The following is a 26,379-nucleotide window of genomic DNA, read 5'->3' as shown; positions in this document are numbered from 1 at the left end:
GTCGCACGGGTCGAGGTGGGGGTGGGTGGCCGATGTCCGTACGATCGGGGCTGCGGGGACTCGAGAGGCTCGCCGGGCGGCTGCCGGCCGGGGCGGAGCTGTACCGGCTGCGCCCGGACGGCCGGGTCCTGCTCGCGGACCGGGACGGCGCAAGGGAGTTGGGGCCGCAGGCCGCGCACGGGCCGGCCGGCGAGGAACTGCTGCGGTTCATCGACGAGGGCCAGTTCGCCCACTACCTGGTGGGTGACGCCAAGACCTCACCGGAACGGCCCTCGAACGCCACCTACAAGCTGGGCATCGTCGCCCCGCGCAGCGCGTTCACCCCCCACGCGCACGGTGGCGAGCACCTGGTGCTCAGCCTCGGCCACGCCGCCTGCGGGCTGTACGACGCCGAACGGCGCCGGGTGGTGGAGGTGCCGCTGACGCCGGGGCTGCTGATACGGATACCCGAGCTGATGCCGCACTCCTTCGCCAACCGGGGCCGCGAGCCGCTCAACATCCTGGCCGCCAACACCGGGTACGGCATCGACCACGAGGACTACGCGATCACCTCGGCCGAGGCCGAGCGCCGGGCGGACACCGAACTCGCCGAGGCGCTGCGGGCGGTGCAGCGCGGGCAGCGGATCGGCACGGTCGGCCGGCGGGAGCGGCTGGCCGCCGGGCTGCGGCGGTTGGCGGCCGCGCTGGAGGAGTCCACCCGATGAAGTGCCCGCGCTGCGAGACCGAGCTGCCCGGCAGAATCCGCACCAACCGCACCTGCTGGAGGTGTCAGCAGCGGTTCGCGCTGGAGCCGAAGTACACCCGGGGGCTGCACGACCTGCGGTTGCGGCGCACCGTCGAACGGCTGGGCGACGGCGGCCGGGTCGTCCTGACGGTCCAGCAGCTCCGCTGGGCGCACCACGAACGCGGGCGACCGCCGATCCGGCCCCGCAGGGACCCGCCCGGTCGGCCGGTCGAGCCCCGGTTCGAGGGCGTCGGCGTGATCGCCTTCTGCCTCGGCATGGGCGCCGGGCTGGTCACCGTCGCCTACTTACTGGTCACCCGGCTGCCCGCCACGATCATCCTGGCGGCCGTTCTCGGCTTCTTCGGCCTGGCCATGCTCGGGGCGATGGGGCGGGACGCGGTCCGACTGCTGCGGCGCGGGCGGATCAGGGCCCGGTGGGAGCAGGACGAGCGGCAGTGGCAGCTGCGGCGCGAAAAGCAGCGGCGGCACGAGGCGGCCTGGACCACGCAGCTGGAGAACCGCCCCGGCTGGACCGACGCGGAGTTCCGGACCAAGGTCCTGAACCCCTGGGCCGAGGTCTACGGCGGGCTCCCGGACGGGGTGGTCGAGGACGCCGCCGTCCGGCCCCCGGTGCCGAACGGGCCGCCGGTGCTCGCGGTGCTCTGCCCGGACCGGACGATCACCGCCTTCCTGCACGCCAACACCTTCACCGAGCGCTACCGGGCGGTCCTCGTCGCCGCGACGGCGGAGCTGCCGGACGACCTGCCCGTGATCGTGCTGCACGACGCCTCCCCGCAGGGCCTCCTGCTGGCGCGCGAGGCCAGGGCCGCGCGGCCGGCCGTCCCGGTGGTGGACGCCGGACTGTCGATCCGCACCACCGTGGCGGCCTGGGACCGGGCCGTCCAAGTGTACGAGCACCAGGAACGGGAGCCCTTGGAACAGCTGCTGGCGCGGCTGCCGGGACTGTCCGAGCGGGAGCACGCCTGGCTCGCGAAAGGACTGTGGAGCCCCCTGGTGGCGGTGCCGCCCAAACGGCTGCTGGCGATGGCCGAACGGGCCGCCGAGCGGGCGCTGCACGGAAACGTCGGATTCCTCAGCTGGCCGGTGCCGGAGGTACCGCGATGATCTGCCCGCACTGCTCGAAGAACCTCCTCCAGCGCGAGCGCACCAAGCGCCGCTGCTCTTTCTGCCGCAAGGAGTTCGCCCTCGACCCCAAGCTCGACGGGCCCGGGCTGCACGACGTCCGGATCCGCAAGGTCACCGAGAAGCTGTCCGACCAGGGCCGGCTGACCGTCACCGACGGGCAGTTGGCCTACGCCCTGCAGCACCGGGGGCGCCCGCCGCAGCGGTTCCGGGGGGACCGGAACAAGGCGACCGGGCTGCTCGTGCCCGGGCTGATCGGGCTCCTCGTCTCCCTCGCCACACTCGACACCGGCTTCGGCCCGTGGGTCCTCCTGGTCGCCCTGCTCCTGATCGGCCTCTCGATCAGGCAGTTCATGCTGGCCGAAGTCCCCGCGCCCGACACCTCGGTGCACTCCCGCTGGACCGAGGACGACTTCCGCGACACCGTGCTGGACCGGTGGCGGGCCACCTACGGCGCCCTACCGCCGGGGCTGGTGGACGGCCGGCTGGTCCCGGCCGGGCCGCCGCCCGCCGCCCCGGCCCTCGCCCTGCTCTGCCCGGACCGGACGATCACCGCCTTCCTGCGGGCCAACGGGTACGCCGAGCGGCACCGCGCGCTGCTGGTGCACGACCTGCGCGAGGTCCCGGCCGGACTGCCGCTGGTGGTGCTGCACGACGCCTCGCCCCAGGGCCACCTGCTGGCCGCCGACGCGCGCGCCGCCCGGCCCGGCCCACGGGTGCTGGACGCCGGGCTGTCGGTGCGCACCGTGCTGGTCGACGAGACCAGGTACACGCTGCTGCGCGACCTGTACCGCCCGGAGGAGCTCTACGTCCGGTTGCGGCGGGCGGTGCCCGAGCTGACCGGCAGCCAGCAGGCGTGGTTCGCCGAGGGCTGGTGGACCCCGCTCGCCGCGCTGGCCCCGAAGCGGCTGCTGGCGCTCGCCGACCGGGCCGCCGAGCGGATCACCGCGCCACCTGCGCCGAGGACCCCGGGCGCCCTGCGGACCGGACCGGTGCGCTCCCCGGCGGCGGGACGGCCGGAGACCCCGCTGGAGACCCGCCGCCGGGCGCTCGCCGTCGGCTTCATGAGCTGGCCCGAACCCGCGGCGGACGGCACGCCCGGGGGCGCCGGCGGGGCCCGGCCCGACGGCCCGGACCTCGGCAAGGGCCCCGCGTGAGCGCGGGGACGACGAAAGGCAGGAACCCCATGACGCTGCGTCCGCTCCTGGACGGCGCGCTGACCGTCGCCGCCGGCCGGGCCGGGGCGCCCGGCGGGCTGCGGTACACCGAGCGGCAGCTCTACTACGAGCTGTGCCGGGTGCTCCAGCCGCTGCACGCCGGGCCGCGCCGGATCCCGTACACCCTGGCGCCGCCCGTCCGGTACGCCCGGTTCGCCGCCGCGCTGGCCGCGCGCCGGGACGAGCTGCCCGGCCTGCTGCCGCCCGCCGCGCCCCGGCCGGCCGGCCCCCGCGCGGCCGTCGCCGAGGAGTCCGACCTCTACGACTACGGGCTGCCCCGACTGCTGGTCTGCCAGAGCCGGGAGATCACCGCGATGCTGATCGCCAACGACCTCCACCTGGAGGCCGCCTGCCCGGTGCTTCCGGCCGACGAACTGCCGCTGGACGAGCGGCTGGTGGCCGCGCTGGAGCGGGCCGGGGGCGCCGTGGTGCACGTGCTGCACGACGCCAGCCCCTCCGGGCTCGCCTGCTTCGAACAGGTCAGGGCCGCCTACGGACCGGCGGCGGCCGGAGCGGCGGAGGCCGGGCCGACGGGCGTCCGGGTGCGCTCGATGGGCCTGGTGCCCCGGCACGCCGGCACCCTGCACCTGACCTCCGGACGCGGCCCGCACGGCCACCGGGGACCGCTGCCCGCCGGGCTGCGCCCCGAGGAGCGGGCCTGGCTCGGCAGCGGCCGGACCATCGAACTGGCCGCCGTCGCCCCCGCCCGGCTGCTGCACACCGTGATCCGCCAACTGCGCGGCGGAGGGACGGCCGGTCCGCGCCGCACCCCGCTGCACCGGCGGGTCCGCACCGTGCGCGGCAGCGGCTTCCTCAGCTGGCCGGCCGGCTGAACCCGCTCCGCTCCGCGCCGCGCCGCGACCCGTACGCATTGCCCGACCTGCCCGAGTCTGTGAGGACCCCGCACCCATGAGCAACGCACGCCATCTCGGCTACCGCGACGAACTGCTGGCGGACGGCCAAGTCCACCGTCGGTACGAGGACGGCCGCAGCGAGTGGCGCCGGCGCGGCACCGACCGGCAGATCCACTGGCACGACAGCCTCGGCCGCTCCGGCACCGACGAGCCGCTCGGCCGCGACCTGGTCAAACGGCGGTACGCGGACGGCACCGCCGAGTACGGCCGCGACCTCGGCTACGGCCGCACCGTCTGGGGCGGCGGACTGGTCACCCTCAACCGCAGCTCCTTCGGCGGACGCCTCGGGGTGGTGGTCGGCGCCCTCGGGGTGGCCGGTGTCGCCGCGATCACCGCCGCCCAGCTGCCGCCGACGGCCCTGTCCGAGGCCGAGGAGGAGGAACTGCGCCAGCAGGCCCGCCAGCAGACCTCCTCCGGCGGCGGTGACGGCGGCGGCAGCAGCAACGGAAGCGGCGATATGTCGGCGGACGACGACGGCTCCGGAGAACACCACGGGGGCCAGGACTCCCCCAGCTCCACCGAGGACTTCGGCGACTGGGGCGACTCCGACGACGGCTGGGACGGCGACGACTTCGGCTGAGCCGCCACTCCCGACCCACTCCCGGCCCACTCCCGCCAGCCACGCCCGGCCACCCGCGGGCCGCCGTCCGACGAAAGGCACCGCTCCACCATGCCCCGCTGCTGCGCCCTCGCCGGCCCCGACGCCGACCGGGCCCGCGCCCACCTCGCCGCACTCACCGGCGGCACCGCGCCCAACGGCGCCCCGGCCGCCCTCCTCCCCGCCGAACCCGGCTTCGCCACCGGCCCGTTCACCGTCGACGGCCGCACCGCCGTCGGCGAGGTGACCCTGCACAACCGGCCCCAGCTGCTCGCCGCCCTCGCCGCGGCCGGCTCCCCCGTGCCCGCCGACCTGCCGGACGGCGAACTGCTGCTCCGGCTCTGGCTGCGGCTCGGCACCGACGGACTGCGGCGGGCCGACGGGATGTTCGCGCTCGCCGTCGTCGACGGCGCCGACCTGGTCCTGATCCGCGACCACGCCGGCGCCCGCACCCTGTTCCACGCCCGCGCCGACGGCTGCTGGGCCGCGTCCACCTCGCTCCGCGCCCTGCGCCACTGGCCCGCGCTCGGCACCGGCCTCAACCTCGCCGCCGTCCGCTCCTTCCTCACCTTCGCCTACCTGCCCGGCGAGGAGACCCTGCTGCGGGGCGTGCACGAGGCGCTGCCCGGCCGCGTGCTGCGGCTCGCCGCCGACGGCAGCACCCACCAGGAACCGTTCTGGGAACCCGCCGAGCGCCTGCCCGAGGGCGAGGCCCCGCCCGCCGAGGAGTACGCCCGGGAGCTGCGCGCCCTGCTCGAAGGGGCCACCGCGCGGAGGCTGCCGGCCGGCGCTCCGGTCGGGGTGCTGCTGTCCGGCGGTGTCGACAGCTCGCTGGTCACCGCGCTCGCCGCCCGGCTGCACGACCAGCCGGTGCACACCTACTCGATCAGCTTCGGCGACCGGCTGCCCAACGAGCTGGGGTACTCGGGACTGGTCGCCGACCACTGCGGCACCCGGCACCGGATCCTCACCGTCTCCGGCGAGGAGGTCGCCGCCCGGCTCGCCGACACCGTCGCCCTGCTCGACAGCCCGGTCGGCGACCCGCTGACCGTGCCCAACCTGATGCTCGCCGAGGCCGTCGCCGCCGACGGGATCACGGTCTCGCTCAACGGCGAGGGCGGCGACCCGGTGTTCGGCGGCCCGAAGAACCTGCCGATGCTGGTCCACGAGATGCACCGCGACGACCCCTCCCCCGAGGTGCGGGCCGAGGCCTATCTGCGCTCCTACCGAAAGTGCTACGAGGACCTGCCCCTGCTGCTCACCGGCGGGACCCTGCGCGCGCTGGCCGACGAGCCGCAGCCGCGCCGCTTCGTCGCCCCGTACCTCTCCCCCGGGCCGATGCACTCACTGCTCAACCAGCTGCTGCACTGCAACCTGCGGACCAAGGGCGCCCACCACATCCTCACCAAGGTCGAGCGGCTCACCGCCTCGCGCGGGGTGCAGGGCCGCTCGCCGCTGTTCGACCGGCGGGTCGTCGACCACGCCTTCGCCACCCCGCCGACCCTCAAGCTGCGCGGCACGGTGGAGAAGTGGATCCTCAAGGAGGCCGTCCGCGACCTGCTGCCGGGCGCGGTCGTGGACCGGCCGAAGAGCGGCATGCGGGTGCCGGTCCAGCAGTGGCTGCACGGGCCGCTGCGCGACCTGTCCGCCGAACTGCTGCTCGGGCGCACCGCGCGCGAGCGCGGCCTGGTGCGGCCGGACACCGTACGCACCTGGATGCGCCGGGAGGGCAGCCTGCTGCCGCGCCAGGGCGGGAAGCTCTGGCTGCTGCTCACCCTCGAACTCTGGCTGCGCGCCTACGACCTGTGACCCCGGTCGACCCCTCTCCCCGAACTGTCCGCTCTCCCGAGCTGCCCCCCTTCTCCCGAGCTGCCCACTTGCCCCGAACTGCCCACTGTCCCCGAGCTGTCCCCTTTTCCCACTGACCCGGCCCGGAGGCCCCGTCATGGCACCGTCCACCGTTCCCGCCGCCCCCGAACTCCACCTGACCGACCCGCGCACCGGCCACACCCGGGGCACCCTCGTCCCGGCGCGCTCCGCGCAGGTCGCCGAGACCGTGGCCCGGGCCCGGGCCGCCGGACCGCGCTGGCGCGCGCTCACCCCGCGCGAGCGCGAACGCCGCCTCGACGCGCTGGCCGACCTGATCGAGCGGCACCTCACCGAGTACACGGTGCTGGAGCAGGCGGGCACCGGGAAGCCCGAGGCCGAGGCCGCCGCCGAAGTCCGCGAGGTCGCCGACCTGTTCCGCTTCTACGCGGGGGCCGCCCGGACCGGCACCGCCCCCGCCGCCGGCCGCTACCTGCCGGGGCACGAGAGCTGGGTGCGCTGGGAGCCAGTCGGCGTGGTCGCGGCCGTCGTCCCGTGGAACTACCCGCTGCTGATGGCGGCCTGGCGCTGCGCCCCGGCCCTCGCCGCCGGGAACACCGTGGTGGTCAAGCCCGCCGAGACCACCCCCGACTCGGCGGCACTGCTCGCCGCCCACGCCGCCGAGGCACTCGGCGAGGACGTGCTCAGCACCCTGGCCGGCGACCGCGAGAGCGGCCGGCTGCTGGTCGCCGCCGAGGTGGACCTGATCGCCTTCACCGGCAGCGCGGCCGCCGGCGCCGACATCGCCGCCCGGGCCGGCCACCGCCGGGTCAGCCTGGAACTCGGCGGCAACAGCCCGGTCCTCGTCCTGCCCGACGCGCCCGGCCACACCTGGTCCGCGCTCGCCGCCGCGTGCACCTACAACGCCGGCCAGAGCTGCGCCGCGCCCGCCCGGGTGATCACCCTCACCGGGAACTACGAGCGGACCGTCACCGCCCTCGCCGCCGCCCTCGGCGCCCGGGCGGCGGGCCGCGACTTCGGCCCGCTCAACAACCCCGACCAGGCCGCCCGGTACGACCGGCTGCTCGCCGCCTCCACGGCCGGGCGCTCACTGCCCGGGCCCGGCCGCGGCGACGGCCTCTGGCGTCCCGCCCGGCTGCTCGCCGACCTGCCGGACGACGACCCGGCGGTGCTGGAGGAGGTGTTCGGCCCGCTGCTGACCGTCCAGCACGCCCCCACCGTCGAGGCCGCGCTCGCGCTCGCCAACGGGGTGCCGCAGGCCCTCGCCGCCAGCGTCTGGACCGCCGACCTGTCGACCGCCCTCGACCTGACCGCCCGGCTGGACGCGGGCGAGACCTGGATCAACTGCCACCTCGCCCAGAGCGCCGAACTCCCGCACAGCGGCCGGGGCGCCTCCGGCCAGGGCGTCGACCTGTCCACCCTCGCCCTGCACGAGTACCAGCGCCCCAAGACGGTGACCGCCCGCCTCGGTGACGGCGGCTGAGCCCCGGCGCGCGCGACGGGCCGCCCGCACGCGGGCGGCCCGTCGGGGCCGAGGACCGGGGTGGCTCAGGCGAAGGCGCCGGGGCGGCCGAGGGCGACCAGGCGGTGGTCCTTGGTCCCGATGAAGATGCGCCCCTTGTCGGTGGCGGGCACCGAGAACTTGCTCACCGTGCCGATCGGGACGGAACGGCGCAGCTTGAGCGTGCCGTCGACCGGTACGGGGTCGTACGCCCGCAGTTCGCCGCCCTCGCCGTACTTCCCGGTGCCGGACCAGACCACCCAGACCAGGGCGGAACCGGTGCGGGTGCCGTCGGAGGTGACGACGGGTGAGCCGGACATCTTGAGGAAGTCCTCGGCGCTGGTGCCGGCGTTGCTCAGCTTCGGGACGCCGGCGGCGGTCACCCCGTACTTGAGGGCGCGCAGCTTGCCGTAGTTCTCCACGGTGTAGACGTAGCCGCCGTCACCGCCCCAGACCGCGGGGTGGCCCCACACGCCGCCGTAGGGCCCGGTGAGGCCGACGACCTTGTCGGTGCCGTTCGGGCCCTGGCCCGTGCCGCCGAGGTCGTCGCGGTCGAGCAGGAAGATCCGGCCGTCCTTGCCGACCTGGACCATGAGGTGGGGGTGGGCGGCGGTGCCGAAGCCGGACGGGAGGGCGACCGGGCCGCCGGAGCCGAGGTCGGTGTCCTTCTTGTCGAGGGTGGCGTTGTTGGTCGGGCTGAAGAAGTCGGCGGGGGCGAAGCCGCCGTTCGCGTCGACGGCGAAGCGGATCACGGACTCGCCGAGGCCGCCGGGCGGGCGGTTGCCGGGGCCGGGGGCGGGCGAGGCGCCGGCGCCCTGGCCGTTGGCGGTGGTGAGGAAGAACCGGCCGGGGCCGTCGGAGACCAGGCCGCTGCCGGACATCCAGACGGAGGCGCGCTGGGTGTCGGAGCCGGCGACGGTGGAGAACAGGGTGAGCCGGCGGGTGCGGGTGTCGAGGCCGGCCACCGTGCCGATGTAGTCGCCGATGCCGCAGAGCGAGCCGAAGCCGAAGTAGAGCCGGCCGTCGAGCAGCAGCAGCCCGGGGCGCTGGAGCGAGCGGTAGGCGTTGAACGGCTTGCCGGGCGCGTTCACCGGGTCGCCCTGGACGGTGACGGGCCAGCCGCTGCGTTCGGCGCCGGTCCGGGCGTCGAGCGCGTGCACGTAGTGGTGCGGGTGGTGGTCGTCGGGGCCGTCGTCGACCTTGCTGGTGAGGTAGACGGTGCCGGTGGCGGGGTCGTAGACCGGGGTGGAGGTGGTGCCGACGTTGGGGCCGGGGTCGGAGCAGCCGATGGCGGCGGAGGCCCAGGCCGGGCCGGTCTGGCGGTGCCAGGTGATCTTCCCGGTCCTGGCGTTCACGCCGTAGACGTGGTTGGTCTCGGTGGCGACGACGACGGTGTCGCCGATCACCAGGGGCTGGGCGAAGACCTGGCCGTCGAGCTGGGTGGCGAAGCGGACGCCGAAGTCGGACCGGTCGACCTCGGTGGGGCCGAGCAGCGGTTCGTCGCGGTCCCAGGCGGTGCGGTCGTTGCCGAAGGAGATGGTGGTGACGTCGGCGCGGGCGGTGCCGGCGGCGAGCGGGGCGAGCAGGGCGAGGCCGGTGAGGAGCGCGGCGGCGCGCGGCAGGCGGCGGCTCGGGCGGGTCCGGGCGGCCGGGCGGGGGCCGGGGGTGGTGCGGTTCATGGCGCCATGGTTCGGCGGGCCGGGCGGGTCCACCAGCGGAGGTGGTCCAGTCGGCGGGCGCCCGTTCGCGGCGTTCGGCGGACGCCGGCCCGAAGTTGATCTATCGTCGTCCCGGCAGGTCGAACGACGAACGGGGAGAACAGCGGTGCGGTACGGAATCATCGGCACGGGTGGAGTCGCGCGGACGATCGCGGACAAGCTGGTGGCACTCGGACACGACGTGACCCTGGGGTCGCGCAGCAAGGACAACGAGACGGCGGCGGCCTGGGCCGAGCAGGCCGGGCCGACCGGCCACCACGGCACCTTCGCGGAGGCGGCGGAGTTCGCCGAGGTCGTCCTGAACGCCACCCCGGGGACGGTCGCCCTGGACGCGCTGCGGGCGGCGGGCCCGGAGCGGCTGGCGGGCAAGCTCCTGATCGACCTCTCCAACCCGCTGGTCTTCTCGCCCGAGGGCGAGCTGACCCTCGACCCGGTGAACACCGACAGTGTCGGTGAGCGGATCCAGCGGGAGTTCCCGCGGGCGCTGGTGGTGAAGACGCTCAACACGGTGACCGCCCCGGTGATGGTGGACCCGTCCCGGCTCGACGGCGAGCACAACGTGTTCCTGGCCGGCGACGACGAGGAGGCCAAGGCGCGGACGGTGGCGCTGCTGGGCACCTTCGGCTGGCCGGCGGAGTCGGTGATCGACCTGGGCGACATCACGGGCGCCCGGGCGATGGAGATGATGATGCCGTTCTGGATCCGGCTGATGCGGGCCTTCGGCACGGCGGAGTTCAACTACTCCTTCAAGCGCGCGAAGTAGCCCCGGGCTGGAGCAACCGGCACGGACGCGCCCCCGCCCCCTACCGAGGGGGACGGGGGCGCGTCTTCGTGCGGTCGCCGGCTACCGGCGGCCGGTGGCGGCGTGCACCCGGTCGGCCGGGTCGTCCTCGACCGGTTCCGGGGTGCCGGCCGGGCCTGGCACCCGGACGGTGCCGGACGGCGGCCGGTCCGCGTCCCCGGCCCGGGCGCCGCGTCCGCGCCGGCCGGCGGCGCGGGCCGCCTCGGCGAGGGCGAGCTGCCGGTCGGCCTCGGCCTGGATGGCGTCCTTGTCGCCGATCTCGGCGTCCGGCAGCGCGTCCGGGAGGATGTCCTCCAGCAGGCGCAGCGGCCGGTAGGCGAGGCCGAGCAGGCCCCAGACCCCGAGCAGCAGTCCGACGACGACGAGCAGCAGTCCGGCGCCGCGGCCCGGTCCGGTGCCGATGACCAGGCCGACGGAGTCGGCGAGCGCGCCGCCGGGGCGCATCAGCGGCTCGAAGACGTGGTCGGAGAGCGGGCCCGCGGTGAGGAAGCCGAGCGGCATCATCGACATGGCGAGCATCTGGTTGGTGGCCAGCACCCGGCCCTGGAGCTCCATCCCGACCTTGGTCTGGATCAGCGACATCCAGTGCGAGTTGAGGATCATCATCGATCCCCAGAGCAGGAAGAGCCCGCAGGCGGTGAAGGCGGTCTCGGGGCGGCTGCCGGTGAGGACGGCGGCGAGGCCGACCACCGAGGTGAAGCCGATCATGCCGACGGAGCGGCGGCGGGTGCCGCCCCAGAGCCCCATGACCAGGGCGCCGACCATCGCGCCGAGGCCGCCGAGGGCGGTGACCACGCTGAGCTGGAAGGGCGTGCCGGTGGCCAGCACCATCGGGGTGATCAGCACGGTGGCGACGGCGAACAGGTAGTTGAACACCACGAAGAAGACCACCATGGCGACCAGGCTGTGCCGGCGCGCGATGTACCGCCAGCCGGTGACGACCTCCCGCCAGAGCGGCTCCTCCTGCTTGTCGAACATCGCGTTCGGGAAGCGGACCAGCAGCAGGCAGGTGACCCCGGTGAGGAAGGTCGCCATGTCGAACAGCACGACGCCGTGCAGACCGACCAGGGAGACCAGCACGCCGCCGGCCAGGATGGCCATCATGTCGCCTGCGCCGGTGCCGAGTTGGGCGAGCCCGTTGGCCTGGCCGAGGTAGCGCTTGGGCACCAGCTGGGTGATCGCGGCGAGGTAGGCGGGCCGTTGGAAGGCTCCGCAGGTGGAGCCGACACAGGCCACGATGTAGATGTGCCAGACCTCCAGGAGGTCGGTCCAGAGCAGTACGCCGAGGCCGAGCATGCCGGCGGCGGCCACGGTGTCCGTGACGATCATGATCTTGCGCCGGTCGACCCGGTCGGCGATCGCGCCGGCGATCGGCAGCAGCAGGACGGCCGGCAGCACCGCGATGAACGAGATCATCGCGAAGTCGAAGGCCGAGCCGGTCTGCTGGTAGACCCAGACGCCGAGGGCGAAGGTGGAGAGGCTGGTGCCGATCATCGACACGAACTGGCCGATCGCGACCTTGGCGAAGGTGCCCAGTTCGGCCCTGGCGGCCGGGCGCTTCTCGGCGACCTGCTCGGTCACCTCGCCGGTGGCGGCGAACCCGGCCAGCACCCGGGCGAGTTCACCGGCCTGGTGCTTGAGGAAGTAGTGCCCGGCGCGCGGGACGACCGCGAGGTCCACGGTGTCCCCGAAGTGCTCCCACTCGGTGTACCGCTCCTGGTAGAGCAGGGTGGCGCGGTCCTTCTCGCCGACCACGCAGAGAATCGGGGCGTCGATCCGCTCCGGCCGTTCGTCGCCGTAGGCGCGGGTGTAGAACTCCTCGGCCTGCCGGACGTCGTGGCGCAGCGCCCGGACCAGGAAGTCCTGTTCGGCCTGGTCGTAGACGTCGGTGAAGCCGCCCATCGCGCGCAGGAACTCGAGGTAGCCGCGGTTGGACAGCGCCCGGTCGCCGGGCATCCGCCGGGCCATCCACTCGGCGAAGCGGCCGGGCAGCCGGGCGGCGGGGAAGGTGCCGCCGAGGGCGAGGCCGCGCAGGTCGACACCGGCCGCCTCCAGCCGGGAGCCGAGGGCGGTGGCGAGCGCCCCGCCGAGGCAGTGGCCGTAGAGCAGCACCGGGCCGTCGATCCGCTCCAGCACCTGGGCGGTCAGGGTGTCGGCGAGGGTGTCGAGTTCGGCGAGTTCGTCGTCGGGGCGGCTCGGGTCGTGGCCGGGCAGCTCGACGGCGTAGAGCCGGTGGTCGGGCGGCAGCGCGTCGGCGAGCGGCTGGAAGGTGATCGGGCTGCCGCCGCCGTAGGGGACGCAGACGACGTTCATCCGGGCCGGCGTGTTGCCCCGGGTGAGCTTGTGCAGCAGCGTGCGCGGTCCCTCGTCGGCGGTGCCGCCGGCCCGGGCGTCGATCAGCGCGGCGAGTTCGCGGACGGTGGGGTGCTGGAACAGGTCGATCACCGACAGGCCGTTGCCGATCAGCCGGACGGCGTGCACGGCGGAGAAGGAGTCGCCGCCGAGGGCGAAGAAGTCGTCGGCGGCGCCGATCTCCTCGGTCGCCAGGACCTTGAGGTAGGCGGCGGCCACGGCGTGCTCGGTCTCCGTGGTGAGTTCGCCGCCGCCGGCGGCGGGCTGGACGGCGGCCGGCTCGGGCAGGGCGGCCCGGTCGACCTTGCCGTTGGCGTTCAGCGGCAGGGCGTCCAGGACGACCAGGGCGGCCGGGACCATGTAGTCGGGCAGTCGGGTGCGCAGCGCGGCGCGCAGCTCGCCCGGGTCGGGCGCGGCGGCCGGGTCGGCGGGCACCAGGTAGCCGACCAGGGAGCCGGTGGCGCCCTCGCCCCGGGCGACCACCACGGCCTCGCGGACCTCGGGCCGGGCGGTCAGCTCGGCCTCGACCTCGCCGATCTCGACCCGGAAGCCGCGGATCTTGACCTGCTGGTCGATCCGGCCGAGGAACTCGATCGCGCCGCCGGGGCGGCGGCGGACCAGGTCGCCGGTGCGGTAGCAGCGGCGGCCGTCCACCTCCAGGAAGCGTTCCGCGGTGAGGTCCTCGCGGCCGAGGTAGCCGCGGGCGACGCCGCCGCCGGAGACGTACAGCTCGCCGGGGACGCCGACCGGGACGGGGCGGCGGCGGGCGTCCAGCAGGTGCGCGGTGACGTTGCCGAACGGACGGCCGAGCGGTGCGGTGACCGCGTCGCCGAGGTCGGCGGGGACGGGCGCGCCGAGCATCGAGACAGTGGTCTCGGTGGGCCCGTAGTGGTTGTGCAGCGCCAGGTCGGGCCGGGCGGCGCGGATCCGGGCCACCAGGTCGGGCCGCAGCGCCTCGCCGGCGCAGATCAGCAGCCGGGCCGGGAGGACGGCGTCGAGGCCGGCGCCGTGCGCGGCCAGGCCCTCCAGGTGGCTGGGGACGAGCTTGGCGGCGTCGATCCGGTGCTCGGCCGTGTAGGCGGCGAACGCCTCCGGGTCGGTGGCCTGGTCGCGGGTCAGCAGGTGCAGGCAGCCGCCGCCGGTGAGCGCGCCGAACACGTTGGTGGTGCCGAGGTCGGCGGCGAAGGTGGAGACCAGGGCCCAGTTCCAGCCCGTCTGGTCGCCACCGACGCGCTCGCGCAGGCCGTGAAGGTAGTTGCGGTAGTTGCGGTGCTCGACCGCGACGCCCTTCGGGGTGCCGGTGGAGCCGGAGGTGAAGAGCAGGTAGCAGAGGTGCTCGGGGCGGACGTCCACCTCGGGCGCGTCGGGCCGTTCGGCGCCGTCCGGGACGACCACCGGGTGGCCGCCGGTGAGGCGTCCGCGCTGGTCCTCGGTGGTGACGACGGCCGCGACGCCGGCGGCGTCGAGCAGGGCGTTGATCCGGCCGTCCGGGTAGACCGGGTCGAGCGGCAGGTAGGCGCCGCCGGCCTTGAGGATGGCGAGCATGCCGACGACCAGGGCGGCGGAGCGCTCGACCAGCAGGCCGACCGGGCGGTCCGGGCCGACGCCCTGGGCGCGCAGCCGGTGGGCCAGCGCGTTGGCGCGCCGGTCGAGTTCGGCGTAGCCGAGGACGCCGTCGGCGCCGCGCACGGCGGGCGCGTCGGGGGTGCGGCGGGCCTGCTCCTCGACCAGGCCGTGCAGGGTGCCGCCGAGGTCCCAGCCGCGCGGGGCCTCGTCGTCCCACTCGGCCAGTTGCCGCTGCTCGGACGGGGTGAGCAGGGGAAGTCCGGCGAGCGGGCGGTCGGGGTCGGCGACCATCGCGTCGAGGGTGGTGGTGAGGTGGCCGAGGAAGCGGCGGACGGTGGGCTCGTCGTACAGCTCGGTGCGCCAGATCAGGTCGGCGGCGAGTTCGCCGCCGTTGTCGACGACGGCCACCGAGAGGTCGAACTTGGCGGTGTCGGTGCCGATCGGCCGCCAGTGGACGGTGTGGCCGGGCAGCTCGGGGCGGGCCTCGGCCTGGTTGTGGACGTTCAGCAGGACCTGGAACAGCGGGGTGTGGGCGAGTTCGCGCTCCAGGCCGAGCGCGTCGATCAGCCGCTCGAACGGCAGGTCCTGGTGGCCGTAGGCGCCGAGGGTGGCGTCCTTGACCCGTTCCAGGAGTTCGCGGACCGTCGGGTCGCCGGAGAGGTCGGTGCGCATCGCCAGGGTGTTGACGAAGCAGCCGACCAGCGGCTCGGTCTCGCTGCGGGTGCGCCCGGCGATCGGGGTGCCGACGGTGACGTCCTCGCTGCCGGTGTACCGGCCGAGGACGGTCTGCAGGGCGGCCAGCAGCACCATGTAGACGGTGCTGCCGGTCTGTTCGGCGAGGGCGCGGATCCGGCGGGTGCGCCCGTCGCCGAGCGCCTCGGTGAACCGGGCGCCCTCGGTGCCGGCGACGGCCGGCCGGGGCCGGTCGGCGGGCACGGTGACGGTGGTGGCGGCGCCGCGCAGGCGCTCCTGCCACCAGGCCTGCTGCCGGTCGAGTTCGGCGGCGAGTTCGGTGCGCTGCCAGTGCGCGACGTCCGCGTACTGGACGGGCAGCGGCTCGAAGGCCGGGGCCCGCCCGGCGCGGCGGGCGCCGTAGGCGGTGGCGAGGTCGCCGAACAGGACGCCGATCGACCAGCCGTCGGCCGCGATGTGGTGCAGCACCAGGCTGAGGACGGCGCCCTCGTCGGTGCGCAGCAGGGCGGCCCGCAGCGGCAGGTCGGCGGCCAGGTCGAAGGGTCGGCGGGCCTCGGCCGCCAGCCAGTCGTCGATCCGGTCGGCGGGGACGTCGGCGGTGGTGAGGGCGAAGCCCTCGGCGGGTCTCGGTACGGGGCTCACCTCGCCGTCGACGGTCGGGTAGACGGTGCGGAGCACCTCGTGCCGGGCGAGGACGTCGGTGAGCGCGGCGGCGAGGGCGGCCTCGTCGGGCTCGCCGTCGAGGTGCAGGGCGAGCGGGATGTGGTAGGCGGCGCTGTCCGGTTCGTACTGGGCGAGGAACCACATCCGGCGCTGGGCCGAGGACAGCGGGGGCGCCGTGCCCTCGGGGCGCGGGGTGATGGTGCGGTGCTCGGCGCCGCCGGCCGCGGCGGCCGCCTTGGCGGCCTTGGCCTTGGCGAGGCGGCGGCGCAGGAGTTCCTGCCGGCGGGCGGCCTGGTCGGGCTGCTGGGCCGGTTGCCGGTCCGGTTGCCGGTCCGGGGTCGGCCCGGTGGTGCTGTGCTCGGTCATGCGGTCTCCCCCGTCAGGTTCAGGTCGTCGAGGCTGTTCAGGTCACCGAGGTCGTTCAGGTGCCCGAAGTCGTTCGGGTCACCCAGGTCGTTCACGTCCCCGAGGTCGTTCAGGTCCCCGAGGTCCTCGAGGTCGTCGATCTCCGCCAGCAGGCGCTCCTCGACCCGGCGGGCCAGGGCGGCCAGGGTGCGGTCCTCGAAGACCACGCGCAGGGGCAGTTCGGTCTCGAAGGTGTCCCGGATCCGCGCCAGCAGCCGGGTGGCGAGCAGCGAGTGCCCGCCGAGGGAGAAGAAGTCGTCGTGCCGGGAGACCCGCTCGACCTTGAGGACCTCGATCCACAGGTCCGCGAGCAGTTCCTCGCAGTCGCCCTCGGGCGGGGCGCCGGCCCCGCCGAGCTGCGGCACCGGCAGCGCGGCCCGGTCGACCTTGCCGCCGGCGGTCAGCGGCAGCGCGTCGAGCAGGACGAGCCCGGCGGGCACCATGTAGTCGGGCAGCCGCTCGGTCAGCGCGGTGCGCAACGCGTCCTCGGTCAGGCCCGGGGCGACGGCGTAACCGGCCAGGGCCGGTCCGGCCGGGGTCTCGACGAGCCGGGCGGCGCCCGCGGCGACCCCCGGGAGCGCGGTGATCGCGGCCTCGATCTCGCCCAGCTCGATCCGGAAGCCGCGCAGCTTGACCTGGGCGTCGGCACGGCCGTGGTACTCCAGCCGGCCGTCGGCGCGGCGGCTGGCGAGGTCGCCGGTGCGGTACATCAACGCGCCGTCGGTGCGGCCCGGTTCGGCGGTGAAGCGTTCGGCGGTCAGCTCGGGCCGGCCGTGGTAGCCGAGCGCGACGCCCGCGCCGGCGATGCACAGCTCGCCGATGCCGTTGACCGGGACCGGCTGGCCGGAGCTGTCGAGCAGGTGCAGCCGGGTGTTGGCGATGGGCGCGCCGAGGGCCACCACGCCGCCGAGGGCCGCGAGTTCGGGGGTGACCCGCTGGACGGTGGACCAGACGGTGGTCTCGGTCGGGCCGTAGAGGTTCCACAGGGAGCCGACCCGGCCGAGCAGGGCGCGGGCGAGGTCGGCGGTGAGCGCCTCGCCGCCGCACAGCGCGGTCAGTCCCGGGCGGCCGGCCCAGTCGGCCTCCAGCAGCATCCGCCAGGTGGCGGGGGTGGCCTGGAGGTGGGTGACGCCCTGCTTCTCCACCCAGGCGCCGAGGGCGGCCCCGTCGGTGGCGGTGGCCCGGTCGGCGATCTCCACCCGGGCTCCGGTGACCAGTGGCAGCCACAGTTCCAGGCCGGCGATGTCGAAGGTCACGGTGGTGACGGCGGCCATCACGTCCCGCGCGGTGAGGCCGGGTTCGCGGCCCATCGAGGTGAGGAAGTTGACGATCGCCCGGTGCGGCACGGCGACGCCCTTGGGGCTGCCGGTGGAGCCGGAGGTGTACATCAGGTAGGCCGGGTCCTCCGGGCCGACCGTGACGTCCGGCGCCTGGGCGGGGGCGGCGGCATGCTCGGGGCCGTCCACGAGGACGGCCTCCCGGCCGTGCAGCAGTTCGTCCCCGGCGGTCGCGCCCTCGGCGACCACCACGGTGACGCCGGCGTCGTCGAGCACGGCCCGGTTGCGGGCGAGCGGCTGGTCGATGTCGAGCGGCAGGTAGGCGGCGCCGCTGCGGAGCACGCCGAGCAGGGCGGCGGGCAGCAGCCGGCCGCGCCGGACGGCGACCGCGACCAGGTGGCCGGGGCCGACGCCGCGGGCGCCCAGCAGGTGGGCCAGCCGGTCGGCGGTGTCGAGGAGTCCGGCGTAGTCGAGGGTGCCGTCGGCGGCGGACACGGCGGGCGCGTCCGGGGTGCGGGCGGCCCGGTCGGCGACCAGCCGGTGCAGCGGGGCGTCGGGGATCGGCGTCTCGGTGCGGTTGACCGGCTCCTCCACCGCGAGTTCGGCGGCGGAGAGCATGGCCAGCTCGCCGAGCGGGCGGTCGGGTTCGGCGACGGCGGCGGCGAGCAGCGCGACCAGGTGGTCGAGCGCGGCGCGCACGGACCGCTCCTCGTAGCGGGAGGTGCGGTACTCGGCGGACAGCAGCGGGCCGTCGGCCGGGAACTCCAGGAACAGCGAGAGGTCCGTCTTGGCGGTGCCGTTGCACACCTCGGCGACGAAGGTGAGCTTCAGTCCGGGCAGTTCGACGCCGGCCACCGGGTGGTTCTGGACGGCCAGCAGCACCTGCGAGATCGGCGAGGCGGTGACGCCGGGAGAGCCGCCGTAGCGCCGGGCGTGGTCGACGAAGGGGTGACCGCTGTGGTCGGCGGCCGCCAGGACGACGGGGCGGACCCGGGCGACCAGTTCGCGGAAGGTGTCGGCGCCGGCCACGTCGAAGCGCAGCGCGACGGTGTTGATCAGGGAGCCGATCACGGTCTCCAGCTCGGGCACCGGGCGGACGGCGAAGGGGCTGATCACGGCGACGTCGGTCCGGCCGGTGTAGCGGTGCAGCACTCCGCCGAGTGCGGCGAGCACCACCGTGTAGAGGCTGGCGCCCTCCCCCGCGGCCCACTTCTCGATGCCCTCGACGAACCCGCCGTCCAGCCTTCGGGCGAGCCGGCGGCCGGCGACGTCCTGCGGGTTGGGGCGCGTGCGGTCGCCGGGCAGGTGCTGGTCGCCCTCGACGCCGCGCAGCCACTCGGCCCAGCGCTCGGCGCCCTCGCGGCCGGCCTCGACGTCGCGCAGCTCCCAGCGGGCGACGTCCGACAGCTGGACCTCGGGCTCGGGCAGTTCACCGTCCCGCAGGGCGCGGGCGACCTCGGTGAGCAGCAGCCCGGCGGCCCAGCCGTCGGCCGCGGCGTGGTGCACGGTGAGCAGCAGCTCGTGCCGGTCCGTGCCGGTCCGCACGGCCAGGGCGCGCAGCAGCCGGCCGCCGGCGAGGTCGAGCGGGCGGGCGGCCTCGGCGCGCAGCGCGTCGTCGATCGCCTCCTCGTCGGCCACCTGACCGTGGGGGCCGACCAGGTCGAGCAGCGGCACCTCGACCGGGTACGGCGGGCGGACGTCGGCGACGGCGTCGTCGAGCTCGCTCGGGTTCGGGTCGCCGTACAGGGCGGTGCGCAGCGACTCGTGGCGGCGGACGACCTCGCTGAGCGCGCGGCCGAGGGCCTCGCGGTCGAGGGTGCCCTCGGCGCGGATCCGCACCGGCACGTTGTAGAGCGGGCTGCCGGGCTGCACGGCCTCGTGCAGCCAGAGTTCGCGCTGGAACTCGGTGGCGCGGGCGGGCAGGTGGGCCTCCCGCCGCGGCGGCTCCACGGAGGCCCGGCCACCGCCGCCGTTGGCGGCGCGGACGGCCAGCGCGGCGACGGTCGGGGCGGCGAAGAACTCGGCGAGCGGCACCCGGGTGCCGAACTCGCGCTCGACCCGGGCCAGCAGGCCGACCGCGAGCAGGGAATGGCCGCCGAGGTCGAGGAAGACGTCGTGCACGCCGACCTCGGGGACGCCGAGCAGGGACTGCCAGAGTTCGGCGATCCGAATCTCGGCGGGGGTGCGGGGGGCGACGAACAGCTCGTGCCCGCCCCGGCTGCGGGCGACGGGGGGCAGCGCCTTGCGGTCGGTCTTGCCGTTGGGGGTGAGCGGCAGTTCCGCCAGCACGGCGACGGCCAGCGGCACCATGTAGCCGGGCAGCGCGGCGGCGCAGTGGGCGCGCAGTTCGGCGGGTGTCGGTTCGGCGGAGCCGGGGGCGGGCTGGACGAAGGCGGCCAGGTAGTCGCCGGCCTCGTCGCGCTGGACGACGGCGGCGGCGGCCTCGACCGCGGGGTGGGTGGCGAGCACCGCCTCGATCTCGCCGAGTTCGACCCGGAAGCCGCGGACCTTCACCTGGTGGTCGACCCGCCCGTGGTACTCCAGGTCGCCGTCGGGCAGCCGGCGGACCAGGTCCCCGGTGCGGTAGCAGCGCAGGCCGTCGACGTGGACGAAGCGCTCCTCGGTGAGGTCGGGGCGGCCGTGGTAGCCGCGGGCCAGGCCCTCGCCGGAGAGGTACAGCTCGCCGATGCCGCCGTCCGGCACGGGTATCCGGTGCTCGTCGAGGATGTGGTCGAGGGTGCCGGGGAGCGGTCGGCCGATGACCGGCTCGCCGGTCCCGCCGTGGGCGATCAGCGCCCAGGTGGAGTAGACGGTGTCCTCGGTGGGCCCGTACAGGTTGTAGAGGCGCTGGACGCCGGTCCGGGCGTGGACCTTGTCCGCGAGGTGGCGGGGCAGCGCCTCGCCGGCCAGGTTGACCACGCGCACACCGGCCGGCAGTCCGCCGCCGCCGGGCGGGTGGTCGCCCGGGAGGTCGTCGGCGCGCAGCAGCGCGGCCATCGCGCTGGGCACGGTGTTGACCAGGGTGACCTCGTCCCGGGCGGGCAGCTCGGGGAGGGCGAGGACGTTCTCGGCGACCACGATCGTGCCGCCGACGGAGAGCGGGAAGAACAGCTCGTACACCGAGATGTCGAAGCACACGGAGGTGCCGAACAGCACACCGGTGAGGTCGGCGGCGGTGTAGGTGTCGGCGGCCCAGCGGAGCATCGCGTTGACGCCGCGCTGGGTGACCGAGACGCCCTTGGGGCGGCCGGTGGAGCCGGAGGTGTAGAGCACGTAGGCCAGGGCGTCGGTGGCCGCGTCGCCGGTGCTGGGGCGCGCGGCGGCGGGGTCGAGCGGGGCGGCGGGGCCGTCGCCGTCGATGTGCAGGAGGGTGGCGCCCGAACCGTTCAGCAGGTGCTCGTGGGCGCTGTCGGTGAGCACGACGGGGGCCTGCGCGTCACCGACGACCAGTTCGAGGCGGTCACGCGGATAGGCCGGATCGAGCGGCACGTAGGCTCCGCCGGCCCGTAGCACCGCCAGCAGGCCGACCACGAGGTCGGCCGTTCGTGGCAGGCATACGCCGACCAGGGTCTCGGCCCGGACTCCGGCGGCGGCCAGCCGGCCCGCCACCGCGGCGGTCGCGGCGTCCAGTTCACGGTAGGTCAGCCGGCGTGTGCCGTCGATCACGGCCGTGGCGTCCGGGGTTCGTCTGACCTGCGCGGCCACCAGTTCGGCCAGCGGTGCTGCCGGATCCAGTGGAGTAAGTCCCGTCGAACTCATCGCTCTCTCCCGAGGTGTTGCTGCATCGACTTGTGGTCGGCGAGAAATGGGCGGTGTGCCCTGGGAGATGGTGGGGTAAAGATCTACGAATCACCAGCACATTTCCGTCACTCGTTCGATATGCCGGAAAGATCACCTCTCCCGCCCTGGTCAGCGGCGCGCCGATCTGACGGTTCGTCGGCGATTTCACCCGGATTGGCAACCCCCTTGGCAGCGCCGGTCCGTACCGATAGCGTTTGCCCGACGGTTCGTCAGTTGGCGCACACTTGTGTCCTACTGGCACCGCAAGCAGATTTCCGGACTCAATATTGTCCGAGGGCAGTCAAGATCTGGCCGATAGTACGACCCTCGCCCCCACCGCCACCCACCTGTCCGACACGACCCCCCGGCCCGCCCGGACAGCAACCCCGGAGGCGGCGGACGCGGCCGGACCGACCACAGATCTGTGTGCAAACGGTGTGCATTCACGGCGGACTCCGGGCGCTCCACGAAAGCCTCGACCACCCGGCCCGCACCGGGCTCCCACCCCCGCCCCGCCACCCGCCGCCCCGGACGCCCGGGCCCCCGGTCACACCCCGGCCCCAGCCGCAGGACCCGCCGAAAGGCACACCGGGACGCACGAACGCCGGGTCCGGAGGTGTCGGTGGACACCTCCGGACCCGGCGCACGAAGAGGAGGACGAAACGATCAGGTCGCGGCGCCCGACGCCGCCGAATCCCCCACCGCGGCGGACGCGGTCCGGCCCTGCGAACCGGGAACGGCCTGCGCACCCGGCACGGGCCACGGGCCCGGCACGGCCTGCGCACCCGGCACGGCCTGCGGGCCCGGCACGGCCTGCGGTCCGAACGGGCCCTGGGGCGGACCGGGCCGGGCCGCCGGGCGCAGCGCCACGGCCGCCCTCGCGATCTGCATCTCCGTCAGCCGCCGGACCACCAGGACCGCCAGCACGGCCGCCGCCACCCGCAGCGCGTTCCCGGCGACCTCGACCTGCAACGCGGTCCGCATTCCTTCGAGCTGCTCGCCCTCCGCCCCGATCCCCGAATCCGCCCGGACCAGGGCGCGGGCGATCCGCGGGGCCACGAGCGAGCCGATCCAGGCCGTCCACCAAGCCGACACCAGCCACTGCGGCACGATCCGCCTCCGGCCGTCCGGATCGACCGGGGCACTGGCCTGCCAGCAGTCCACCACCAGCTGCCACGGGAACCAGAGCCCGACCACGGGCGTGAACCACGCCCCGATCGCCCAGCCGGACGCGAGCCGGTGCCCGTTCGGCACGAACAGCTCGGCGTTCACCCGGATCCGATGGAACCAGACGACGAAGGACACGGCCGTCGCCACCACCGCGAACGCCGACAGACCGTTCACCGCGCTCTCCAGCGCGGCCAGCGAGTCCAGCAGGTCGAGCCCCTCCGCGTCGTCCGCGTCCGCCAGCACCAGGCCGATCGCCCGCACCCCGAAGAGGTCGCTCACCAGCACGGCCAACGCCAGCAGACCGCTCAGCACCAGCAGCACGACGGCCACCACCGCGGCGGCCTTGGGCGATCGGAAGTCCCTCGGCCAGTGCGGGGCGGCCTCCGCACAGGCGTAGCAGCGCCCGCCGTTCCCCAGCACCGGCCGAGCCCCGCAGACCACACACACCACTGGAACCGCTCCCCAGACAAGAAGATCGCACCGGGACCGGCCCTCGCCCGCCCCGCCGCCGCCACGGGCCGGCCGCGAGCGGGCCGACTCTAGGGCCCCGTCGGGCCGACCCGCCACTTCGTTCTCCGCATCGGTACAGGTCAGAGGCGATATCGCGGACTTTGCCCGGTTCCGCGCCCGATCAGCGGTCCGCCCACGAACGCCGGGTCCGCGCCCGATCGCCGGGTCCGCGCCGCGGGCGCCGCGCCGGAGGGGCCAGAATGGACCGCATGTCCCGACGTCGTTCCGCGCCCGGCGCCAGTACGCCCGCGCCGCGCCTGCTCCCCTCCTCCCCCTGTCCCTGCGGCCTGCCCGGCAGCTACGCCGAGTGCTGCGGCCGACTGCACCGGGGCCAGGTCGCCGCGGCCACCGCCGAGGCGCTGATGCGCTCGCGCTACAGCGCCTTCGCCGCCCGCGACGAGGCCTATCTGCTGCGCACCTGGCACCCGAGCACCCGGCCGGAGAGCGTGGACTTCGACCCGGGGCTGCGCTGGGTGCGGCTGGAGGTGCTCTCCAGTGCCGAGGGCGGGGCGTTCCACGGCGAGGGCACGGTGGCGTTCCGCGCGCACTTCACGGAGGGGCGGGAGGACGGCGTCCTCACCGAGCACAGTCGGTTCGTGCGGCACGAGGGTGCCTGGGTGTACCTGGACGCGCTCTCGCTCGACTGAGGCGGGCCGCTCGGCCCGGGGGCCCGGGGGCCCGGGGGCCCGGGGCGGGCGGGGGCGGGCGGCCCCGGAGGACCGCCCGCGCGTGCACCGTCACCTGTGCATTCGTGCACCCGTGCACCCGTGCACCCGACTACAGGTAGTCGTCCAGCCGGGCCAGGGCGAAGCCCTGGGCGGTGACCTCGTCGACCACCTTGCGCAGCAGGTCGGGCATGGTCCCCGGCCACAGGTCGGTGCCGCGGAAGTGGGTCAGGATGATGTCGCCCGGGTGGAGCCGCTGGTCCTCGTAGCGGTACTCCATCCGGTCCGGGAACGCCTCCTCGTTCCACAGCGGCACCGCCTCGATGCCGCAGGAGCCGGCGGCCCGCAGGGTGTCCTCGTTGTACTCGCCGTAGGGCGGCCGGAAGAGCCGGGGGCGGCTGCCGATCTGGCCCTCCAGCTGGTCCTGCTGGCGGCAGATCTCGTCGCGCTGGGTCGCGTAGTCGAGGACCTTGAGGTTGCGGTGGTTGATGGTGTGGTTGTTCACCGCGTCGCCCTGCCCGGCCAGCCCGCGGAAGTAGCCGTAGTCGGAGCGGGCCAGGTAGTCGGCGACGAAGGTGGACAGCGGGATGCCGAGCTCGGCCGCCATCCGGCTGAACTCCGGGTCCTTCTCGGCGCCGTCGTCCACCGTCAGGAAGACGATCGGCTGCTCGGTGGGCACCCGGTAGACCACCGGCGGCAGCCCGTCCGCGAGCTTGACGCCCTGCGCGGCGCGCAGCTCGGGCCGGCCCGCCGGGGGCTGCGGGGCCGGCAGCGGCAGCCGGGCCAGGCCCCAGCGCCGGGCGGTCTCCAGCGCCGCGCGGGCGGCCTCGGCCCGACGGGCCACCGCCTCGCCGCTGGTCTCCTCCTCCGCCCTGGCCGGCCCCGGGAGCACCGCCGGAACGGCCAGGGCAGCCGGGGCGGCCGGGGGTCGGGGTCCGCTGCGGTCGGTCGCCGCACTCGCCCCGGCCCGCGCCGTCGACGGCACCGCGCCGCCGCCGGCCGAGCCGCCGCCGCACCCCGCGACGGCGGCCACCAGGCACACCGCCGCGACCAGCCCGCCCCGCCCCCGCCTGCGCCGGGGTCCAGCTAAACCCCAATTAATGCGATTATCTGATGGTCTGTGCATAACCCCACTGCTCCCCCGCCACGCCGGGCACCCAATCCCCCCGTCACCCGCCCGGCCCACCCCGGACCACGTCCCCGACCTGCGGCTACGGTCCGGTCGACGATCGAAAAGGGTTGGCGCGGGGCGCGGAGGGCGCCCGATAATGCGCCCATGACGACGAGCACGACGAGTACGCGGCACAGCACCGGAGACGCCTGGGCGGTCGCGCCCGCCGATGTCGGATCCGCCGAGTCCCTGGCGCTGCTGCGCGAGTACTTCATCGACGTCGCCAACCGCTACTACCGGCTCCACTTCGACCGGGACGGCACGGCTGAGGAGATCGAGACCGGCCTCGCCGACACTCCCAGCGACCACCTCGCCCCGCCCGCCGGGGTCTTCCTGCTCGGCCGGTACGCGGGCGGGGCCGACTCCTGCGCCGGCCTGCGGGTGCTCGACGCCACGACCGTCGAACTGACCCGGGTCTACGTCCGGCCGTCCCGACGCGGCACCGGCGGCGGCACCCGGCTGCTCGCCGCCGTCGAGGAGGCGGCACGCTCCCTCGGCGCCCGGCGGATCGTCCTGGACACCCGGCTCGACCTGGTCGAGGCCCGCGCGCTCTACACCCGGCACGGCTACCGCGAGATCCCGGCCTACGGCAACAGCCCGTACGCCGAGGTCTGGTACGGCAAGGACCTCGCACCGCAGCAGCGGCCGGGCGGGGGCCGTGCAGACGGTTGAGCTGCTCTGCGACCCGCCGTTCGACCGCGCCGTGCGCACCGTGTGGCAGCGGCTGGCGGACGCCGGGGTGGACAGCCTCGCCGACAACCCCCATCCGGGCCACCGCCCGCATCTCACCCTGGCCGCCTGCGCCCGGATGCCCACCGGCGCCCCCGAGCGGCTCGACGAGCTCCTCGCCGAAGCCCTGCCGTTGACCGTCCGACTGACCGGCCTGCTGTCCTTCGCGGCCCGCAGCCGGCGCCGGGTGCTCAGCTGGGCCGTCGTCCCCACGGTCGAACTGGTGCAGTTCCACCAACGCGTCTGGGAGGTCCTGGACGGCGCCGGGGAACCGTCCCCCCACTACATCCCCGGCCGCTGGTCCCCGCACCTCGGCCTCACCCGCCGCCTCACCCCGGAGGACGTGTCCCTCGCCCACACCGCCCTCGGCCGCCACCCGGACCTCACCGGAACCTTCACGGCCGCCCGCAGCTTCGACTCCGGGACCCAGCTGACCCGCCCGTTGGGCGTGGTCGACGGCGCCCCCGGCTGACCCGGTCCGGGACAACAGCCGTCCGGGACCAGAGCGCTCCGTGGTCTCCCGGGTCGGCGTGCGATCCGGAGTTCCCGGTAGGCGAGCAGTTGCTCGTCCCGCGACCACTGACGGTCCTGACCTCGTCGGGTCACCGGTCCGCCCACCAGCACGCCCACGGTCGCCGGGGCCGCTCCGGCCGCGGTCGTGAGCAGCGATTCCAGCAGCGCCCCCGGCCCGCCCCCGCGCCTGCCGTTCGGTCAGCGGCCGGAACACAGCACCGGCGCACACCCCCGCCCCGTGCAATCCACTCACGGCCCCGCCCCGGCGGCGGCCTCGCCCCGGGGGACGCGGCCTACCGGTGGTTCCGTTCATGGTCGGCGGACGGCACCCGGGACCGGGTCCACGACACGCTGCGCGATCGGGTCCGGGTGGCGGACGGCCGTGGCCCGCAGCCCTCGGCGGCCGTGCTGGACTCGCGGTCCGCTCGCAGCCACCAGGGA

The 26,379-nt window shown here is 75.3% G+C and carries 16 protein-coding genes and 1 pseudogene; 12 read left to right on the top strand and 5 right to left on the bottom strand.

Going from position 1 to position 26,379, the window contains the following annotated elements:
• Positions 1–32 precede the first annotated feature (32 nt).
• The 7 genes from SM793_RS23230 to SM793_RS23200 all read left to right on the top strand — a co-directional run bounded on the left by SM793_RS23230 (position 33) and on the right by SM793_RS23200 (position 7,906).
• Positions 33–704, top strand: a complete 672-nt coding sequence (locus SM793_RS23230; protein ID WP_320440203.1) for a cupin domain-containing protein — start codon at positions 33–35, stop codon at positions 702–704.
• Complete coding sequence (locus tag SM793_RS23225; RefSeq protein WP_320440202.1) at positions 701–1,849, top strand: hypothetical protein; 1,149 nt, start codon at positions 701–703, stop codon at positions 1,847–1,849. The genes SM793_RS23230 and SM793_RS23225 overlap by 4 nt, the downstream gene beginning before the upstream one ends.
• On the top strand, positions 1,846–3,024 hold the full coding sequence (locus tag SM793_RS23220) for a hypothetical protein (protein WP_320440201.1): 1,179 nt from the start codon (positions 1,846–1,848) through the stop codon (positions 3,022–3,024). The genes SM793_RS23225 and SM793_RS23220 overlap by 4 nt, the downstream gene beginning before the upstream one ends.
• 29 nt (positions 3,025–3,053) lie before the next feature.
• Entirely contained in the window at positions 3,054–3,917 is an 864-nt protein-coding gene (locus tag SM793_RS23215) for a hypothetical protein (protein WP_320440200.1), read from the top strand.
• 76 nt (positions 3,918–3,993) lie between these two features.
• A complete protein-coding gene (locus SM793_RS23210; protein ID WP_320440199.1) occupies positions 3,994–4,578 on the top strand; it encodes a hypothetical protein in 585 nt (194 codons plus the stop codon).
• Between the two features lie 90 nt (positions 4,579–4,668).
• Complete coding sequence (locus tag SM793_RS23205; RefSeq protein WP_320440198.1) at positions 4,669–6,405, top strand: asparagine synthetase B family protein; 1,737 nt, start codon at positions 4,669–4,671, stop codon at positions 6,403–6,405.
• A 136-nt stretch (positions 6,406–6,541) separates the two neighbouring features.
• The gene (locus tag SM793_RS23200) at positions 6,542–7,906 is read left to right on the top strand and encodes an aldehyde dehydrogenase family protein (RefSeq protein ID WP_320440197.1); all 1,365 of its coding nucleotides are present in this window, start codon (positions 6,542–6,544) and stop codon (positions 7,904–7,906) included.
• A 65-nt stretch (positions 7,907–7,971) separates the two neighbouring features.
• Here SM793_RS23200 and SM793_RS23195 read toward each other — a convergent pair whose 3' ends face one another.
• Positions 7,972–9,603, bottom strand: a complete 1,632-nt coding sequence (locus SM793_RS23195) for a PQQ-binding-like beta-propeller repeat protein (RefSeq protein ID WP_320440196.1) — start codon at positions 9,601–9,603, stop codon at positions 7,972–7,974.
• Positions 9,604–9,748: 145 nt separating this feature from the next.
• On the opposite strand from SM793_RS23195, the gene SM793_RS23190 reads away from it, so the two are divergent.
• Positions 9,749–10,405, top strand: a complete 657-nt coding sequence (locus SM793_RS23190) for an NADPH-dependent F420 reductase (protein ID WP_320440195.1) — start codon at positions 9,749–9,751, stop codon at positions 10,403–10,405.
• Positions 10,406–10,486: 81 nt separating this feature from the next.
• On the opposite strand, the gene SM793_RS23185 is transcribed toward SM793_RS23190, so the two are convergent.
• From SM793_RS23185 to SM793_RS23175, 3 genes are all read right to left on the bottom strand, one after another.
• The gene (locus tag SM793_RS23185) at positions 10,487–16,084 is read right to left on the bottom strand and encodes a non-ribosomal peptide synthetase (RefSeq protein WP_320440194.1); all 5,598 of its coding nucleotides are present in this window, start codon (positions 16,082–16,084) and stop codon (positions 10,487–10,489) included.
• Positions 16,081–21,159, bottom strand: a complete 5,079-nt coding sequence (locus SM793_RS23180; protein WP_320440193.1) for a non-ribosomal peptide synthetase — start codon at positions 21,157–21,159, stop codon at positions 16,081–16,083. Before SM793_RS23180 ends, SM793_RS23185 begins: the two co-directional genes overlap by 4 nt.
• A 687-nt stretch (positions 21,160–21,846) precedes the next feature.
• A complete protein-coding gene (locus SM793_RS23175) occupies positions 21,847–22,770 on the bottom strand; it encodes a DUF4328 domain-containing protein (RefSeq protein ID WP_320440192.1) in 924 nt (307 codons plus the stop codon).
• A 299-nt stretch (positions 22,771–23,069) separates the two neighbouring features.
• Here SM793_RS23175 and SM793_RS23170 point away from each other — a divergent pair, with 299 nt between their 5' ends.
• Positions 23,070–23,507, top strand: a complete 438-nt coding sequence (locus SM793_RS23170) for a YchJ family protein (protein WP_320440191.1) — start codon at positions 23,070–23,072, stop codon at positions 23,505–23,507.
• A 130-nt stretch (positions 23,508–23,637) separates the two neighbouring features.
• On the opposite strand, the gene SM793_RS23165 is transcribed toward SM793_RS23170, so the two are convergent.
• Complete coding sequence (locus SM793_RS23165) at positions 23,638–24,558, bottom strand: polysaccharide deacetylase family protein (RefSeq protein WP_320440190.1); 921 nt, start codon at positions 24,556–24,558, stop codon at positions 23,638–23,640.
• 243 nt (positions 24,559–24,801) lie between these two features.
• On the opposite strand from SM793_RS23165, the gene SM793_RS23160 reads away from it, so the two are divergent.
• The 3 genes and pseudogenes from SM793_RS23160 to SM793_RS23150 form a co-directional block, all read left to right on the top strand.
• Positions 24,802–25,368: a GNAT family N-acetyltransferase gene (locus tag SM793_RS23160; RefSeq protein ID WP_320440189.1), complete on the top strand. Its 567-nt coding sequence runs from the start codon at positions 24,802–24,804 to the stop codon at positions 25,366–25,368.
• Entirely contained in the window at positions 25,355–25,897 is a 543-nt protein-coding gene (locus SM793_RS23155) for a 2'-5' RNA ligase family protein (protein ID WP_320440188.1), read from the top strand. The genes SM793_RS23160 and SM793_RS23155 overlap by 14 nt, the downstream gene beginning before the upstream one ends.
• A 314-nt stretch (positions 25,898–26,211) precedes the next feature.
• Positions 26,212–26,379: pseudogene (locus SM793_RS23150) on the top strand (IS5/IS1182 family transposase); the annotation flags it as partial.

The sequence above is a fragment of the Kitasatospora purpeofusca genome, from assembly GCF_034043715.1.
GTDB classification, from domain to species: domain Bacteria; phylum Actinomycetota; class Actinomycetes; order Streptomycetales; family Streptomycetaceae; genus Kitasatospora; species Kitasatospora purpeofusca_A.
This window is presented reverse-complemented; position numbering and strand designations above follow the sequence as displayed.

What these genes read in the sequence shown, in the direction of transcription:
- SM793_RS23225 (WP_320440202.1), top strand. Translation starts at nt 701, where the DNA reads ATGAAGTGCCCGCGCTGCGAGACCGAGCTGCCCGGCAGAATCCGCACC.
- SM793_RS23230 (WP_320440203.1), top strand. Translation starts at nt 33, where the DNA reads ATGTCCGTACGATCGGGGCTGCGGGGACTCGAGAGGCTCGCCGGGCGG.
- SM793_RS23215 (WP_320440200.1), top strand. Translation starts at nt 3,054, where the DNA reads ATGACGCTGCGTCCGCTCCTGGACGGCGCGCTGACCGTCGCCGCCGGC.
- SM793_RS23205 (WP_320440198.1), top strand. Translation starts at nt 4,669, where the DNA reads ATGCCCCGCTGCTGCGCCCTCGCCGGCCCCGACGCCGACCGGGCCCGC.
- SM793_RS23220 (WP_320440201.1), top strand. Translation starts at nt 1,846, where the DNA reads ATGATCTGCCCGCACTGCTCGAAGAACCTCCTCCAGCGCGAGCGCACC.
- SM793_RS23170 (WP_320440191.1), top strand. Translation starts at nt 23,070, where the DNA reads ATGTCCCGACGTCGTTCCGCGCCCGGCGCCAGTACGCCCGCGCCGCGC.
- SM793_RS23200 (WP_320440197.1), top strand. Translation starts at nt 6,542, where the DNA reads ATGGCACCGTCCACCGTTCCCGCCGCCCCCGAACTCCACCTGACCGAC.
- SM793_RS23195 (WP_320440196.1), bottom strand. Translation starts at nt 9,603, where the DNA reads ATGAACCGCACCACCCCCGGCCCCCGCCCGGCCGCCCGGACCCGCCCG.
- SM793_RS23160 (WP_320440189.1), top strand. Translation starts at nt 24,802, where the DNA reads ATGACGACGAGCACGACGAGTACGCGGCACAGCACCGGAGACGCCTGG.
- SM793_RS23180 (WP_320440193.1), bottom strand. Translation starts at nt 21,159, where the DNA reads ATGAGTTCGACGGGACTTACTCCACTGGATCCGGCAGCACCGCTGGCC.
- SM793_RS23185 (WP_320440194.1), bottom strand. Translation starts at nt 16,084, where the DNA reads ATGACCGAGCACAGCACCACCGGGCCGACCCCGGACCGGCAACCGGAC.
- SM793_RS23210 (WP_320440199.1), top strand. Translation starts at nt 3,994, where the DNA reads ATGAGCAACGCACGCCATCTCGGCTACCGCGACGAACTGCTGGCGGAC.